At 43.0% G+C, this 13,918-nt stretch carries 17 protein-coding genes; 10 read left to right on the forward strand and 7 right to left on the reverse strand.

The window, feature by feature from the left end; all coding sequences use genetic code 11:
• Positions 1-5 precede the first annotated feature (5 nt).
• From EPL05_RS06860 to EPL05_RS06870, 3 genes are all read right to left on the reverse strand, one after another.
• Positions 6-1,322: a zinc dependent phospholipase C family protein gene (locus EPL05_RS06860; protein ID WP_166727653.1), complete on the reverse strand. Its 1,317-nt coding sequence runs from the start codon at positions 1,320-1,322 to the stop codon at positions 6-8.
• 144 nt (positions 1,323-1,466) lie between these two features.
• On the reverse strand, positions 1,467-2,849 hold the full coding sequence (locus EPL05_RS06865) for an alpha-L-fucosidase (protein ID WP_128533218.1): 1,383 nt from the start codon (positions 2,847-2,849) through the stop codon (positions 1,467-1,469).
• A 71-nt stretch (positions 2,850-2,920) separates the two neighbouring features.
• Positions 2,921-3,430: a GNAT family N-acetyltransferase gene (locus tag EPL05_RS06870; RefSeq protein ID WP_128533219.1), complete on the reverse strand. Its 510-nt coding sequence runs from the start codon at positions 3,428-3,430 to the stop codon at positions 2,921-2,923.
• A gap of 96 nt (positions 3,431-3,526) precedes the next feature.
• Here EPL05_RS06870 and EPL05_RS06875 point away from each other — a divergent pair, with 96 nt between their 5' ends.
• The 10 genes from EPL05_RS06875 (at position 3,527) to EPL05_RS06920 (ending at position 10,911) form a co-directional block, all read left to right on the forward strand.
• Positions 3,527-3,946, forward strand: coding sequence for a MerC domain-containing protein (locus EPL05_RS06875; RefSeq protein WP_128533220.1), 420 nt, complete (start codon positions 3,527-3,529; stop codon positions 3,944-3,946).
• 2 nt (positions 3,947-3,948) lie between these two features.
• A complete protein-coding gene (locus tag EPL05_RS06880) occupies positions 3,949-4,386 on the forward strand; it encodes a Fur family transcriptional regulator (RefSeq protein ID WP_128533221.1) in 438 nt (145 codons plus the stop codon).
• A gap of 289 nt (positions 4,387-4,675) precedes the next feature.
• On the forward strand, positions 4,676-5,374 hold the full coding sequence (locus tag EPL05_RS06885) for an HAD family hydrolase (RefSeq protein WP_128533222.1): 699 nt from the start codon (positions 4,676-4,678) through the stop codon (positions 5,372-5,374).
• Positions 5,375-5,376: 2 nt separating this feature from the next.
• Positions 5,377-6,222, forward strand: a complete 846-nt coding sequence (locus EPL05_RS06890; RefSeq protein ID WP_128533223.1) for a phosphoribosyltransferase family protein — start codon at positions 5,377-5,379, stop codon at positions 6,220-6,222.
• Positions 6,212-6,766, forward strand: a complete 555-nt coding sequence (locus EPL05_RS06895; RefSeq protein ID WP_128533224.1) for a TerD family protein — start codon at positions 6,212-6,214, stop codon at positions 6,764-6,766. The genes EPL05_RS06890 and EPL05_RS06895 overlap by 11 nt, the downstream gene beginning before the upstream one ends.
• A 107-nt stretch (positions 6,767-6,873) precedes the next feature.
• Positions 6,874-7,488: a TerD family protein gene (locus tag EPL05_RS06900; protein WP_128533225.1), complete on the forward strand. Its 615-nt coding sequence runs from the start codon at positions 6,874-6,876 to the stop codon at positions 7,486-7,488.
• A gap of 27 nt (positions 7,489-7,515) precedes the next feature.
• The gene (locus EPL05_RS06905; RefSeq protein ID WP_243837237.1) at positions 7,516-8,664 is read left to right on the forward strand and encodes a toxic anion resistance protein; all 1,149 of its coding nucleotides are present in this window, start codon (positions 7,516-7,518) and stop codon (positions 8,662-8,664) included.
• A gap of 8 nt (positions 8,665-8,672) precedes the next feature.
• Positions 8,673-9,635: a hypothetical protein gene (locus EPL05_RS06910; RefSeq protein ID WP_128533226.1), complete on the forward strand. Its 963-nt coding sequence runs from the start codon at positions 8,673-8,675 to the stop codon at positions 9,633-9,635.
• Positions 9,636-9,643: 8 nt separating this feature from the next.
• On the forward strand, positions 9,644-10,462 hold the full coding sequence (locus tag EPL05_RS06915; protein ID WP_128533227.1) for a TerC family protein: 819 nt from the start codon (positions 9,644-9,646) through the stop codon (positions 10,460-10,462).
• 8 nt (positions 10,463-10,470) lie between these two features.
• Positions 10,471-10,911: a phosphatidylglycerophosphatase A family protein gene (locus EPL05_RS06920; RefSeq protein ID WP_128533228.1), complete on the forward strand. Its 441-nt coding sequence runs from the start codon at positions 10,471-10,473 to the stop codon at positions 10,909-10,911.
• A 393-nt stretch (positions 10,912-11,304) separates the two neighbouring features.
• Here EPL05_RS06920 and EPL05_RS06925 read toward each other — a convergent pair whose 3' ends face one another.
• The 4 genes from EPL05_RS06925 to EPL05_RS06940 form a co-directional block, all read right to left on the reverse strand.
• Positions 11,305-11,565, reverse strand: coding sequence for a hypothetical protein (locus EPL05_RS06925; RefSeq protein ID WP_128533229.1), 261 nt, complete (start codon positions 11,563-11,565; stop codon positions 11,305-11,307).
• A gap of 231 nt (positions 11,566-11,796) precedes the next feature.
• The gene (locus EPL05_RS06930) at positions 11,797-12,465 is read right to left on the reverse strand and encodes a response regulator transcription factor (protein WP_128533230.1); all 669 of its coding nucleotides are present in this window, start codon (positions 12,463-12,465) and stop codon (positions 11,797-11,799) included.
• 17 nt (positions 12,466-12,482) lie between these two features.
• Positions 12,483-13,280, reverse strand: a complete 798-nt coding sequence (locus EPL05_RS06935; protein WP_128533231.1) for a sensor histidine kinase — start codon at positions 13,278-13,280, stop codon at positions 12,483-12,485.
• The gene (locus EPL05_RS06940; RefSeq protein ID WP_128533232.1) at positions 13,244-13,765 is read right to left on the reverse strand and encodes a hypothetical protein; all 522 of its coding nucleotides are present in this window, start codon (positions 13,763-13,765) and stop codon (positions 13,244-13,246) included. Before EPL05_RS06940 ends, EPL05_RS06935 begins: the two co-directional genes overlap by 37 nt.
• Between the last annotated feature and the right edge of the window lie 153 nt (positions 13,766-13,918).

Consider the following 13,918-nt stretch of genomic DNA (forward strand, 5'->3'; position numbering starts at 1 on the left):
TTTTTTTATTGGGTAGATCCCAGGGGATCATCCAATGGCTTAAGGGTGTCTTGTCCCGTTGGCTTCAGTGCCTTGATTTGTTTTAGCGAGATGATCACCTTTTTCCATTCCTTGCGCTGCTTCATTGCGGTTTGCGATGTATCGGCGTTTTTATAGTAATTAACAATATTGCGCTGCAGTTGCGGGGTTATGTTCTTATATTTCTGTTCCTGCAGCTTTACCAGTAGTTTATCATAAGTGTTATCGGCCAGCGGATACTCCCCGAGGGCCGAGGGCTTACCAGTGTCAAAATCTATATCGGTAAGGGCAAGCCGTTTTTCATCAACCTGTTTTAAGGCGATGGCATACTTGGTTGTAATGGTATCAAAACTGTTAGCAAACAACTTTTCTCCGGCCTTGCCAGGCGACACATATTTCAGCGTTTTTAGCGGGCCAACTTTAGGCAGTACCTTGATAAGAAAAACGATCACCCGGGAAAAGAATTTAGATTCCTGCCGCTGTTTGCCGTATTCCAGCCGGAACGATTTTTTGCTCATTTTATACTGGAATTTTTTGGCTGTCATCCCCGGTGTCATCTTCAGGATAGTATCCTTATTGGTGCTAAAGGCAGATTTGGTAAGCACCGGGAATAAATTGCGAATACCCCAGCGTAGGGTGTTTATGCTGCCATTAATGTTGGAGAAAATACTGCCAAGCTCTTGCCCGTAGGTTTCATAAAAAGCTTTTTCCAATACCGGTACAGCAATGTTAAACCCAATAAAATCGTGGTAGCCTTCTGTAGTATAAGTGCCACGGCCGGTTTGCAGTACGTCGTAGGAGAACTCCATGCGGCTGTGCGATTTATGGTCGTCGTTATAAGTCACCACATCGCCAAACCTTTTTTGCAGCTTGGGGTAAATAAGTGCGATATTACGGTTAGTCGCCAGCGAATGCCCGTACCTGTCGGCCATGTAATGCGATAATGCGCCCAGTGCGAATGAGTATTCATTTGTGTTTTGGGCATCCTTTATAAGGGTTTCCACAAAATCGCCACTGCGTACATAGTGAAGCAGGTCGGTAAAAAAGGCATTGCCAAATGGCATGTAACCCATATCGGCAACCATGGCGCCGCCATAAGCGTAGGAGTGGGCCATTTTTATCTCAGCCTCTGTCAGGTTAGGGTATTTTTTTTGAATAAGGGGCAGTATAGATGATTTCCATGAAGCATCTACGATGGCCTCATGCGCGAGTATTGAATATGCTTTTGACGATAGCGTACCAAAAACCAGTGCGAAAGCTATCAGTAAAGTTTTAAGGGCGGGGGATCGGCTTATACGGTTCAATTTATTAAAATTTGAAATGATAGGGATTAAACGCAGTGCTCGTAAAAAAGTTTCAAAATCTGTTTTAACGGTATAATAAAATGAATAAACAACCCTGCTTTTTAAGCAGGGTTGCCAAATCTTGTTGATCGTTAAATCGTGTATCTATCGGCGCTCGTTATAAACCCCAAACTCGGCTATAGATATCTGGTGGTCGGCCTTATCTATCCAAACCCTCACCTTGTTGCCATAAACTTTGGCAAAGCGGTTCACTTTTACGCGGTTAGTGTTTTCGGTGGTTAAAATAGGTTTCCAAACACCGTTTTGCATATATTCTAAATGGTAATTGCTGATGTTGGATTTTTGCTCGGTAATGGTAACGGTATTAAAATCGGTATCGTGGCCAAAGTCTATCTCGTACCATGGTTTCTCCACTTTGGCGTTGGATGTCCAGTTGGTGGTAAAATCATCGTCATTGGCAAAATCCATAATATCCATATCCTCGCTCCAGCTCGAATTTGACACTTTATGTTTGGCAAGGTTAGAGGAGATGATGGGCTCGCCGGTTGGTGCCAGTTTAGGTGCCGGGCCGTCATTTTTCCATAGCTCGCCTATTTGTTTAAGGGCCGCCAGGGCGTTATCATCTATCAAACCATCGCGGTTTGGCGCAACGTTAAGGATGAAGTTACAATCTGCCTTGTTCAACGGAATAATATCTTCATTCACCAGTTTGGCGGGGTCTTTCACCGGTGTGGTTGGGAAATCTGTTTTCCAGAACCAGGCGCTGTTGATAGGTAAACAAGCCAGCGCGGGCATCCGGTTGGTTTCTTTTGATACGCGCTGCCCGGCTCCCATTTCGTAGGTTTTAATATCGGTATAGTATAAACCCTCGGCGGGGTACTTGGCACCGTTAAGGTCCATAATAACACAATCGGGCTGCAGCGATTTTACCAGGTGGTAAATATCCTCAAAATTGATATCATCATAAGAGATCCGGCTCCACGGCGCGTCCCAGCCATCTATAATTAGCGCTTCCACCTTGCCGTAATTGGTAAGCAGTTCGGTTATCTGCGCCTTCACCATCTCAAAATGTTTTGGGGTGATGCTATTAGGGCACAGGCGGTGGTGGGTATCCAGTATAGAGTAATACAGCATCACCTTTAGGCCGTTGGCGCGGAAGGCATCCACAAATTCGCGCACCACGTCGCGTTTTAGCGGGCTGTTCATTACATTATAGTCGGTGGTTTTAGTATCCCAGATGCAGAAACCGCTATGGTGCTTGGTGGTTAGGCAACCATAAGTCATATTGGCAGATTTTGCCGCTTTGGCCCATTGGGCCGGGTTTAATTTTTTTGGGTTGAACAGGGTAGGGGATGCGTCCGGGTCGGGCCAGTCGGCATCATTATAGGTAGGCATGTTGTAATGGATAAACATGCCAAATTTCAGGTCTACAAAGTTTTGCTGCAGCTCGCTCAGCGTTTTTGTTTGTGCCGATGCGGCGGCTATAAAAATTACGAGGCTAAAAAGCGCGAGGGAAATTCTTTTCATATCGGTAAAAGCGGAGGTAAATAAAGCCTAAACATACGGCTTTGCATTTTTATCTGCGAGGCGCAGGGAAATTATTTGGAGAGCAGCAATTCCAAAAATACCAGATCGAGCCACTTATCAAACTTAAAACCTACTTCTTTAAAATGCGCTACCTGCTCAAACCCGTGGGAGCGGTGCAGGTGCAAACTGGCAGGGTTATCGCTATCCACACCGGCTATCAGTGCGTGCATACCAGCTCCACGCGCGTGGCCGATCAGGTACGCCAGTAATATTTTGCTGATACCTTTACCACGGTGGTTTTTTTCTACATATAAAGAATGTTCCACCGTAAACCTGTAGCAGGGCCAGGCCCTGAAATGCCCGTAGGTACCAAAGCCGGTAATAACACCATCTTCTTCGGTTACGATAACGGGGAAGCCGGCTTCTTTACGGTCGTTAAACCAAGCCTGGCGCATAGCAAGGGTATGCGGTTGTTCGCTGTAAACGGCGGTGGTGGTAAGGATAACGTCGTTGTAAATTTCCAGTACGTAGGGGAGGTCGGTGGGTGTCATATCCCGGATGGTGTTGGCGGAAGTGCTCATGGCGCAAAGATACCCAATAGCCGAAAAAACCAAAGGACTGAGTAAATTTTACAATTAGTAAATGCAATCGTGTTGCATTAGTGTTATCTTTGCAGCATGAGATCGTTAAAAATGGCCGTTAAACTCGATAATATAGGCATGACAGCTTCTACACTTTGCGCTATCCATTGCGCGGCTGTGCCTGTGTTTTTCACCAGCCTGCCATTGGTGGGCCTGGGTTTTTTGGCCAACCCCTGGGTAGAGTGGAGCATGATCATTGTTGCATTAATTGTTGGGGTAGCATCTATAGCGGGTTCGTTTTTAAATTCGCATCATAGGGTATTGCCGCTCATTTTGCTCATTATCGGTTTTGCAACTATCATATTGGGCCATATCTTTACCAAAGGCTGGCTGGAAGCTATTATTGTGCCCGTAGGTGGTGTTACCATAGCGTTAGCGCATTTTGTAAATTACAAGTACGCGGGTACCTGCAGCGCCGGGGATAGCTTTTTGCATGTTAAACACACTCACAAATAATCATGGCACAGGTAAAAAACACTTATCAGTTTGAGGATCTGCTGGAGAAACACCAGCTGAAAAAGACGGGTGCGCGCCTGCGTGTGTTATCTATGATGTACGCCAAAAACACCGCCACCTCGCAACCCGACCTGGAGAGCGTAATGCACGATATTGACCGGGTTACCCTGTACCGCATTTTGAATGTGTTTGAAGAAAAGGGCATCATCCATAAAGTTTTCGATCTGAACGGTACCGCCAACTACGCGGTCTGCTCCTCCGGTTGCCATGAGCACCATCATCACGATGAACACCTCCATTTTAACTGTACCGCCTGCAAAGGTGTATTTTGCTTAAATGAACTGAGCCTTCCCGCTATCAACCTGCCGGAAGGTTTCCAGGCAAGCGGCTTTACTTTGTATGCTTCGGGGTTATGCCCCAAGTGCAATAAAATGCAATAAGGTTGCAATTGGATAGCTTTTTTTAATGTTGCGCCTATACACCAAAATCTTCGTTGTTTTTATGCCGAAAAAACGTGAAAAATCGCCCTTTTTTGTATTAAAAATTGAAAAAACACGGAAATTTTCGAGAGTAATTTTGCGTATGGAATGATACGGAACACGCAATATGTGTTATATAGCCCCAACCGATTAACAATCTGTTAATATTTAATTAAAAAGAAACGGCGTAGTTTTTTGGTTTTTGTTCGTATTTTACAACTTAATTGTTACCTGCATAAACTTCTTTACTATGCCTTATTACCAGCACTATTCATTCGACTTATGGCTTACGCTCATTAAATCTAACCCGGATTTTAAGGCGGAACGGGCCAAATATTTCTATAAAAACCATAACGCTTTTTACAAATCCGAAGAGGATGTAGCCAAGATATTCCGCCAGGTAGATCTTATGGTAAACGCCGTAAATGAAAAGAGCGGCAAGAATATCGATGCGGACGAAATGTACCTGATGGTGCTCAATTTTATCCATGATGGTAACCTGGATCTTGATGAAGTAGATACGGATCACCTGCACCTAAAAATGGAGGAACTCTTGTTTCAATATCCGCCGGCATTGTACAGTGGTGTAACATTTTCGTCCCTTCAGCATCTAAAACAAAACGGCGAGAGCACTTTTAGCTTGCTGAGTAATACAGGATACATCACCGGAAAAACATTGAGAAAAGTATTGGCGTTGCATAAGCTGGATGATTTTTTTGATTTTCAGCTGTATTCAGATGAAGTGGGCATGTCGAAACCAAACAAGGATTTCTTCAGCCTGATGTTGGTTAATATCGATATTTGCAGGCCGGGCAGAAGTGCGCCGCTGAGAGATATCATCCACATTGGCGATAATCCTAAGAATGATATTGTACCCGCAACTGCCATCGGCATAGATAGTCTGCTTATCAATTCGAATAAAAAAACCATCTTAAGTTTGATCAACTAAAAATGAACGCTACGTATTCATTACATCATATTAACGATACCGAGAATTTTGGTTTCAACGCCGATGACTATAGCCGCTTTAAGTTTGGCGACGGCAGGGTGTCAAAGTTATTTGGTACTGCACTGGCCGATGGTTTTATAGGCCAGCGATTGGCTGTAAACCCTATCCGCCAGCAGGTTGTGGTGATATCGAGCCCGTATTCTTTTATTCCAACGGCCACGTTTGCCATGAAAAATTGGTTTGTTTACCGCCTTAACCACTGGTTGGCGCAGCACCATTTCCCGGTAGCGCAGGAGGCGAAGGTTCATCGCACCATTACTTATAAGGAGGATTACGGAGAGCTTGATGCCGAGCAAAGGATGAAACTGATTGGTAACGACCAGTTTCATATCGATAAAGATTTTTTGGCTGGCAAAACGCTGATATTCCTGGATGATATCCGCATTACCGGCAGCCACGAGCGCATGATCATGAAAATGGTAGGCGAGTATGGTTTAATCAATGATATTTATATGCTTTATTTTGCCGAACTGGTAAATAAGAATATTCACCCAAACGTGGAGAATCAGTTGAACTATCACCATGTAAAATCGATATTTCATTTAAAGGACATCATAAAAGCCGCGGATTTCTGTATAAATACACGGATAGTAAAATACATCCTGAATTACGATTTTGATAGTTTTTGCGTTTTTATACAGGAGCAAAACAATACATTTACAGAGCAATTATATAACATGGCCCTGGGCAATGGTTACCATACCATAGAAGCTTACAGCAAAAACCTGAATCACATAAAAAAACGTTTACTTTTAGATAATTATAAATTAATAGAATATGGCAATTAGTCTTCAAAAGGGGCAGCGCGAAGCAATCGATGCTCCTAAATTTACTATAGGTTTAGGTTGGGATACCAACACTTCATCAACAGGCGCGGCGTTCGATTTGGATGCTTCTATCTTCATTATGGGCGATAATAAGAAATTAGTAGCTGATGAATTCTTTGTGTTTTACAACAACCTTAAATCTCCGGATGGTGCTGTTGAGCATACCGGCGATAACCTTACCGGCGCAGGCGATGGCGACGATGAGCAGATAAAAATAGACCTGTCTAAAATAGACAGCCGTGTAAGCGAAATTTGCGTTGTTGTTACTATACACGAGGCTGAAAACCGCCGCCAGAATTTTGGCCAGGTGCGTAATTCATTCATCCGTATTGCGGATGCAGGTACTGGTGCCGATATTTTAAAATACGAGCTGGAGGAAGATTTCTCAATAGAAACCGCCGTAGAGTTTGGCCGTATTTACAAACGCGATAACAAATGGAAATTTGAAGCAGTCGGCGCCGGCATGAAAGGTGGCCTGCAGGATTATCTGAATAAATATAATTAAGTTTTAAGTAGTATGTGATGAGTTTTGAGTTTGACAATACGGCTACTCAAAACTTATCACTTAATTCTTACAACTCAAAACTCATTACCCAAAACTCATAACTAAAAATGGCAATTAATCTTCAAAAAGGACAGCGTATCAGCCTCGAAAAAGCGGATGGTAACAAGCTGCAAAATATATGTGTAGGTATTAACTGGGGCGCTATCGAAAAGAAAGGTCTGTTCGGTTTCGGCAGTAGTAAAGAAGCGGTTGACCTCGATGCCAGCTGCGCTTTGTATGATGACCAAAAAAGGCTTTTAGAGGTAGTATACTTCGGTAACCTAAAATCTAAAGATCAATCGGTTCGCCACAGTGGTGACGATTTGACCGGCGATATGGGCGGCGATGACGGTTTGGACAATGAGGTGATTACCGTTGATTTTTCGCGCCTTAGCCCGGCCATTAATCACGTGGCTTTCGTGCTCAACAGCTTCCGCGGGCAGGATTTTGGTGCCATACCTTTCGCATCTATTCGGATTTATGAAGGTACGCCAAAGCGCGTAACAGAAATTTTTGCCAAGTATGATATTGCCAACGGTGAGGGCTTTAAAGGCCATGTAAGTATGGTGATGGGCGTGTTTTATAAAAAGAACGGCGAATGGAAATTCAACGCCATTGGCGAGCCAACAAAAGATCGCAAACTGGAAGAAACCGTAAAAACGGTTACACAAAATTATTTATAGCTGTAATCAGCATCAACAATAAGCAAAATGGAAACCAACCCAAGCAATACCGATTTGAATTTGAACATGCCGGATCTGAACCTGCCGCCACAAGCACAGCCAGGTACTACCGTGCCGGTAAAACTGGCTAAAGATGGTACGGTAGACCTGAGTACCATTACCCCGGCTGAGGAAACGAAGTTTAAGGAGATTGCTAAAACCATCGACCCTAAAGATGTAAACTCGATACTAAATTACGGTACCGACGTGCAAAACTCGATGGAGCGTTATAGTAATACGTTCCTTACATCGGTGCGTACGTACAACTCGGGCGAGGTGGGTACGCTGATAACCGACCTGCTTACCGAGCTGAACTACATTGATGTGGATGAACTAAATCAGAACGCGTTAACCAGGTTTATCAGTAGCATCCCTTTTCTCAAAAAGATGGTGATGGATACCAAAAAACTGTTTGCCAAATACGATACCGTGGTTAACAACATTGATAAGATTGTTAACAAGGTTAAAGCCGGCCGCGTAAACTCGCTTAAAGATAATGCCGCGCTGCAAACCATGTTCGATAGCAATGTTACCTACATTCACCAGATGGAGGAACTCATCATTTCGGGCCAGTTGAAGTATAACGAATTAAATGTGGAACTTGCCGTAATGGATGGCAACCCATCTGCCTACGAAGATTACCAAATTGCCGACCTGCGCGATTTTGTGAACCGCCTGGATAAACGTTTGGCCGATTTAAAAGTAGTGCGCTTTATTATGATGCAATCGCTGGCGCAGATCCGTGTGGTGCAGAACAATAATACCACCATTGCCGAGAAGGCACAATCGATAGTATCTACTACCATCCCGGTTTGGAAAAACCAACTCACTATTGCGGTTGCACTGAACAGGCAAAAGGAAAACGTGGAGATGCAGAAGAAAATATCGGACACTACAAACACCATTTTGCAAAAAAATGCCGAGTTGCTAAAGCAAAACAGCATAGAAGTTGCGAGGGAAAACGAAAAAACCGTAGTTTCGTTAGATACTTTAAAACGCACCACCGCTTCGCTCATAGAAACACTTACCGAGGTGAAGAGGATACATGACGAGGGCACGCAAAACCGCCGGGTACTGAACACCGAATTGCAGAATTTGGAATCGGAACTGAAGAAGAACGTGGCCAATGTGAGTTAAATTAAACTATGGATGAAAACAGGATAAATATTTTAAATGAATCTACCCGTACCATCAGCAAATTGCAGTTGCTTACGGTGTTTTTTAATAGCGATATCATTTATAAAATTTATCTGCGTACCCAAGTAATCCACCAGTTATTTGCTACCAACCCCGATCTGGATATTAATAAACTGGAGATGTTTCATCTCCAGTTTACCGTTACCTTAATAGACCTGCTTAAAAAGATAAAGAAAAACAACGAGAGCCGTGCCGACCTGCTGCTGGATGAAGTTCAGCTCAACAGTGAGCTGATAAATCAGATGGACGATACCATTTTCAGCGGGAACGATTTTAATAATGATAAGCAGCGGCAGGCGCTCAAAATGAGCCAGTCGCTCAAAAAACTTTTCGAAGTGCTGTCGCAGGACCTGGAGGATTACCCCTTCGCCAAAAATATCAACCTGTTTAGTTCGCGGTACGCGCCCGATTACTTTGCGGAGATACCTGTTGAATTGCTTGATGAATTATTGCGCTACAACCCGGCGGATCTTTACACCGATAAATACGCCACCATACAGCGTAAGCTGATGGGTAAGTTAAATAAGCATGGGTTTAAGGTTGAATTTTATACAGGCCTAAAAACCGGCGACATTACCATAGAGGTTTATAAAATTACCGAAATAGAGCAGTATTTTTTATATTCACCATCTAACAACATCTTTTTGTTTTGCGACATAGATAAAATTAGTAATACCGCTACCGGCAGTAAGCTCTCCAAAAAGGAACGGGTGATGCAGGAACTATTGGATAAGAACGTAAGGCTGCAAAGCAGTGCAGGCGTAATGAAAACACACCTGCCGGCAGAGGTGATAAGCCTGCTGGATGAAGATTATAAAAAAATTGCCGATGTTGATTTTATGCAACATATGAATAGCTTTGATGTGCAGGCCAACACCCTGAAAGCAATGCTTAATACCGACTTAATTTAAAAAGAAATATGGACATTTTACACACCCTGCTTGGCCCGGATATTAAAGCAGGATTACTCATTATACTGAACCTGATTGTTATCGAGAGCTTGCTTTCGGTAGATAATGCCGCGGTACTGGCCACCATGGTGATAGACCTTCCGCCTAAACAGCGCAGCAGGGCGCTTCGCTACGGTATCATCGGCGCATACGTACTGCGTGGTGTTTGCTTATTTATGGCGGCCTGGCTGGTGAAAATATGGTGGCTAAAGCCTTTAGGTGGCTTATACCTCATGTACCTGGCATTCGATTATTTTAAAGGCAAGCTGCAAGCTAAAGAAACTGGCGACGATGAAGGTGTAGATAAAGAAAAAAATTGGCTCTATAAATCAACAGTTGGTTTAATAGGCACTTTTTGGGCAACCGTTGCGTTGGTAGAGCTGATGGACCTTGCCTTCTCTATAGACAACGTATTTGCAGCTGTTGCCTTTACCGACCATGTGTTTTTAATCTACGTGGGCGTATTCATCGGTATCCTGGCCATGCGTTTTGTAGCGCAGGCTTTTGTAAAGCTGATGGAGAAATTTACCTTTTTAGAGACCGTTGCTTTTATAGTGATAGGGGTATTGGGTATCAAACTAACAGCGTCTTTATATATCCATTTCGACAAAGAAGCGCCATTCTCTAAATTTATGGATAGCGAAACCGCGGATATAGCTGTATCGGTATTCACGGTCGCCATCTTCCTTATCCCGGTGGTAACCTCTTTGCTGTTCAACTTTCCTAAAAAGCATACCATAGAACCCGAAGTTGCCGAGGCTGCTGAAGACGTTTTAGATAAAAGCTAAATACCGGTATGAATAAACTGATCGCATCTATCTTCGGTATAGGGTATGCAAAGGGTGGGGGCACGCTTGCTGCTATTGTAACCTGCCCGCTCATCTGGCTCATCTGGAAATGGGATATGCCGGGGGCATTACTCATTGTAACTATACTGATCACCCTTTTAGGCATTTATGTAGGCAACAAGGTGGAACCCGAATGGGGTAAGGACAGCTACCGCGTGGTGATAGACGAAGTATCGGGCATGTTGGTGACAATGTTGTTCATCCCAGCCAACCTTTACCTGCTTTTGGGTGGATTGTTGCTGTTTCGTTTTTTTGATATCTTAAAACCCCTTGGCATCCGTAAAATGGAAGCGCTGCCCGGCGGTACAGGTGTAATGATGGACGATGTATTGGCAGGCGTGTATGGCAACATCGTGCTGCAGTTGGTGGTGTTTTTCTTTAAATTTTAACTGTCGGTGGGTTACGCTCTTAGGTTGAGGTTGGTACTGCCCGGTAGGATGCAGGTTGAACTCAGAACCCGCACTATATACCGCTAATAGCCTTTATTAATTTATCAGTACTTCTGCCTTTATCATTGGTGAACTTGTTTTCTCAAAAAGCTCACTCAAAAATAGCCATAGCGCCGATTTTTGGCCGGAAGTTAATTGCGCCTCTGCAATTGCATCGAGTTTGTTTTGCTGCCCGCTTTTGGTAACGTATATCAAACACCATTTTAATACCCGGAACCTGCGCTGCTCATCCTTAAAATTGGCATTAATTTGCGCTTTAAGCTTATCAGCGTGTTTACTCTTAGCTTATCAATATCATCTGCTCCCGCAGGCTATGGTACTATAAGATGTTACTTATACTATAACTAACTCGATGCACTGCCTAACGGTAAAATTTTTGGATATGGCGCCATATGAAATGCTTCTGCCGGTTTTGTATTCTTCGGCAACCATTTGTAATTTGTTTTCAAGTTTTCTGCACAATTCACCATCATCATCATACCCCATAGCATGTAGGGGAGTTTCAGTTAATAAATTATAAGCCTTTGTGGCCGGTTTGCCACAAATGGTGAGTATATCGTGCTTAATTTGATTACTAATGTATACAATATCCATTTTACCAATTTAACGAATGCTTTTATACGTAAAGATAAAAATTAAGTTAGCAAAATATTTACGCGTTTTTCTCCCTGGTTTGCACTTTTTTTATTTCTGGTTAATCAATCGATTGCAGATTGCATAATAAAACATCAAATTTATTAAAATTGATGTTTTATTAATTAATACTTACAAAATAAGCGATTGCTAATTTTACCCGATTTTAAAAACACGTATAAGTACGCGGTTTTAAAAATGGATCTCAAACAGGCCGAATTTGATGGCAAAAAGCACTAACCCAGCCGTATTCCTGCAGTTGGTTTTGATGATGAGGTTATTGCGGTGACCCTCTACCGTGCGTACACTTAAATAAAGTTGATCTGCTATTTCGGCGTTATTAAACTCTTTACAAATAAGTTCGAGCACCTGTTTTTCGCGCCGGGTTAGCGCTATTTGCAAACCACTTAATATGGTCTGCGAGTTGTTTTTGTGGTTCGCGCTGTTGCGGATAGCGTTAAGCGCGTCGTTATTAAAATAAAAACCTGTTTTATGTACGGTATTGATAGCTAATATCAATTCATCTTTATCGCAGTTTTTCGCCAGGTACGATGCCGCCCCGGCGTTTATCATTTTGGTGATAAGGGCCTCGTTCACATGCACCGATAGGATGATCACTTTTATATCGGGATATTGCTCATGCAGCGCTTTGTTTAGTTCAATGCCGTTCATGCCTGGCATATCCATATCTATTACGGCTACATTAACCTGGGCCGGGGTTGTTTTCAGGATATTCAGAAATTCCTGTCCTCCGGGGCTATCGGTAACAAGCGTAAATTCTTCTACCGAATTAATAAGCAGCGCCAAACTCTGGCGGAATAAATTTTGATCATCTACAATTGCAACACCTATCTTTTCCATTGTTCTGGTATAGCTTATTAAATTACAGGGTAATTTATCTGGATATGAAAGCCCTCTCCCGGTTTCGTTGTAATATCGCAAGTGGCGTTTATATTAAGCAGGCGGCTCTCAATATTCTGCATCCCCATGCCCTTTTTTAACTGGCTGGTTGAGCCGGAAAGGCCCTTACCGTTGTCTTTGTAAGCAATTATCAATTTGCCCGGCGTACTGTTAAATTGTATATCGGCTTTACTTGCGCCCGAGTGTTTTATAGTGTTATTCATCAATTCTTCCAGTACACGATACAGGGCGGTGGCGTTGGCCAGCGGAAGGCTTTCTAACACTGCATCGGCGTCATTTATTACAGTTACCGTTAACTTTCCCGATTGGTTGATGATATCGCTATGCTCATTGATAGCCGCAGCCAGGCCATAGTAGCCCAGGGTAGCCGGGGAAAGGTTATGCGATATATGGCGCACATCTTTCACAATTTTATCGATAGTTAGCTTGCTCGATTTTACGAAATTAAGATACTGCTGATCTTTATCATCAGCGGGTTTAAACATTTCTATCAGTAGTCTTAAGCCAGATAGAGTGGTACCTACATCATCGTGCAGATCCTGCCCTATACGTTTACGCTCCGCCTCTTGTGATTGGATAACCGCGCCCAGCAAATCTTTCTGATGCACAATTTCGGCCGCCTGAAATTGTTGGCGCTGCCGGAGCAGCCTGTTTTGATTACGGATAGAAAATAGAATGAACGATACCACCAAAATGAGGGCACCGCACATGCCTAATATCATCTGGACATAGATGTTGTCTGTTGTGGCTTGCATTTATAAAATCCTATAGCAAATAAAACATATTCAATAATTAAAATAGTAGCGCTTGCGCACCATATAATACTTGTCATGATACCGGGCTTGGTTACCATGTTAAAAAAGATAAACATACCTAACGAACTGGCGTAATAAAGCAGTATGCCGGCAACTATCCAGTTGCTGCTATTGTCGGCCCATTTGCTGTCTAAATCCATATTGTTATTAGCGAAGAACAGCATGGAACAAGCGATAAGAATAATAGCATCTAACGACCGGGCGTAGCCATCCATTTGATTAGCATTTTGTATAAAGAGCGTGTTTAACAGGCAGAACACCGCGAAAGCCGCAGAAATACCATACATGATATACCTTATGCCTTTGCTATAATATTCAGCAAAAAAGGCCATGAGAAAAGCAAACTCAAACGGAGTATAAATATGAAATATCCATAATGTGGGCAAGTGGTAAACCCGGGCCTGCACGTTACTAATAGCGTTCATAATGGCAGAAAAAATAATAAAGGCTAAAATTATTTTGAACGCCCGGGGCAAATTCCGGTAGTTAATAAATGCGTAAGTGATGGGGATTAAAACGGAAAGGGAAGTGATGAAGGTTGTGTAAATAAGAAACAACATTTTTTTAGATGTTTATAA

Source organism: Mucilaginibacter gilvus (assembly GCF_004054195.1).
Lineage (GTDB): Bacteria > Bacteroidota > Bacteroidia > Sphingobacteriales > Sphingobacteriaceae > Mucilaginibacter > Mucilaginibacter gilvus.

Coding starts and splice junctions, on each gene's coding strand:
- EPL05_RS06865 (WP_128533218.1), bottom strand. CDS start 2,849: ATGAAAAGAATTTCCCTCGCGCTTTTTAGCCTCGTAATTTTTATAGCC.
- EPL05_RS06870 (WP_128533219.1), bottom strand. CDS start 3,430: ATGAGCACTTCCGCCAACACCATCCGGGATATGACACCCACCGACCTC.
- EPL05_RS06875 (WP_128533220.1), top strand. CDS start 3,527: ATGAGATCGTTAAAAATGGCCGTTAAACTCGATAATATAGGCATGACA.
- EPL05_RS06880 (WP_128533221.1), top strand. CDS start 3,949: ATGGCACAGGTAAAAAACACTTATCAGTTTGAGGATCTGCTGGAGAAA.
- EPL05_RS06885 (WP_128533222.1), top strand. CDS start 4,676: ATGCCTTATTACCAGCACTATTCATTCGACTTATGGCTTACGCTCATT.
- EPL05_RS06890 (WP_128533223.1), top strand. CDS start 5,377: ATGAACGCTACGTATTCATTACATCATATTAACGATACCGAGAATTTT.
- EPL05_RS06895 (WP_128533224.1), top strand. CDS start 6,212: ATGGCAATTAGTCTTCAAAAGGGGCAGCGCGAAGCAATCGATGCTCCT.
- EPL05_RS06900 (WP_128533225.1), top strand. CDS start 6,874: ATGGCAATTAATCTTCAAAAAGGACAGCGTATCAGCCTCGAAAAAGCG.
- EPL05_RS06905 (WP_243837237.1), top strand. CDS start 7,516: ATGGAAACCAACCCAAGCAATACCGATTTGAATTTGAACATGCCGGAT.
- EPL05_RS06910 (WP_128533226.1), top strand. CDS start 8,673: ATGGATGAAAACAGGATAAATATTTTAAATGAATCTACCCGTACCATC.
- EPL05_RS06915 (WP_128533227.1), top strand. CDS start 9,644: ATGGACATTTTACACACCCTGCTTGGCCCGGATATTAAAGCAGGATTA.
- EPL05_RS06920 (WP_128533228.1), top strand. CDS start 10,471: ATGAATAAACTGATCGCATCTATCTTCGGTATAGGGTATGCAAAGGGT.
- EPL05_RS06925 (WP_128533229.1), bottom strand. CDS start 11,565: ATGGATATTGTATACATTAGTAATCAAATTAAGCACGATATACTCACC.
- EPL05_RS06930 (WP_128533230.1), bottom strand. CDS start 12,465: ATGGAAAAGATAGGTGTTGCAATTGTAGATGATCAAAATTTATTCCGC.
- EPL05_RS06935 (WP_128533231.1), bottom strand. CDS start 13,280: ATGCAAGCCACAACAGACAACATCTATGTCCAGATGATATTAGGCATG.
- EPL05_RS06940 (WP_128533232.1), bottom strand. CDS start 13,765: ATGAACGCTATTAGTAACGTGCAGGCCCGGGTTTACCACTTGCCCACA.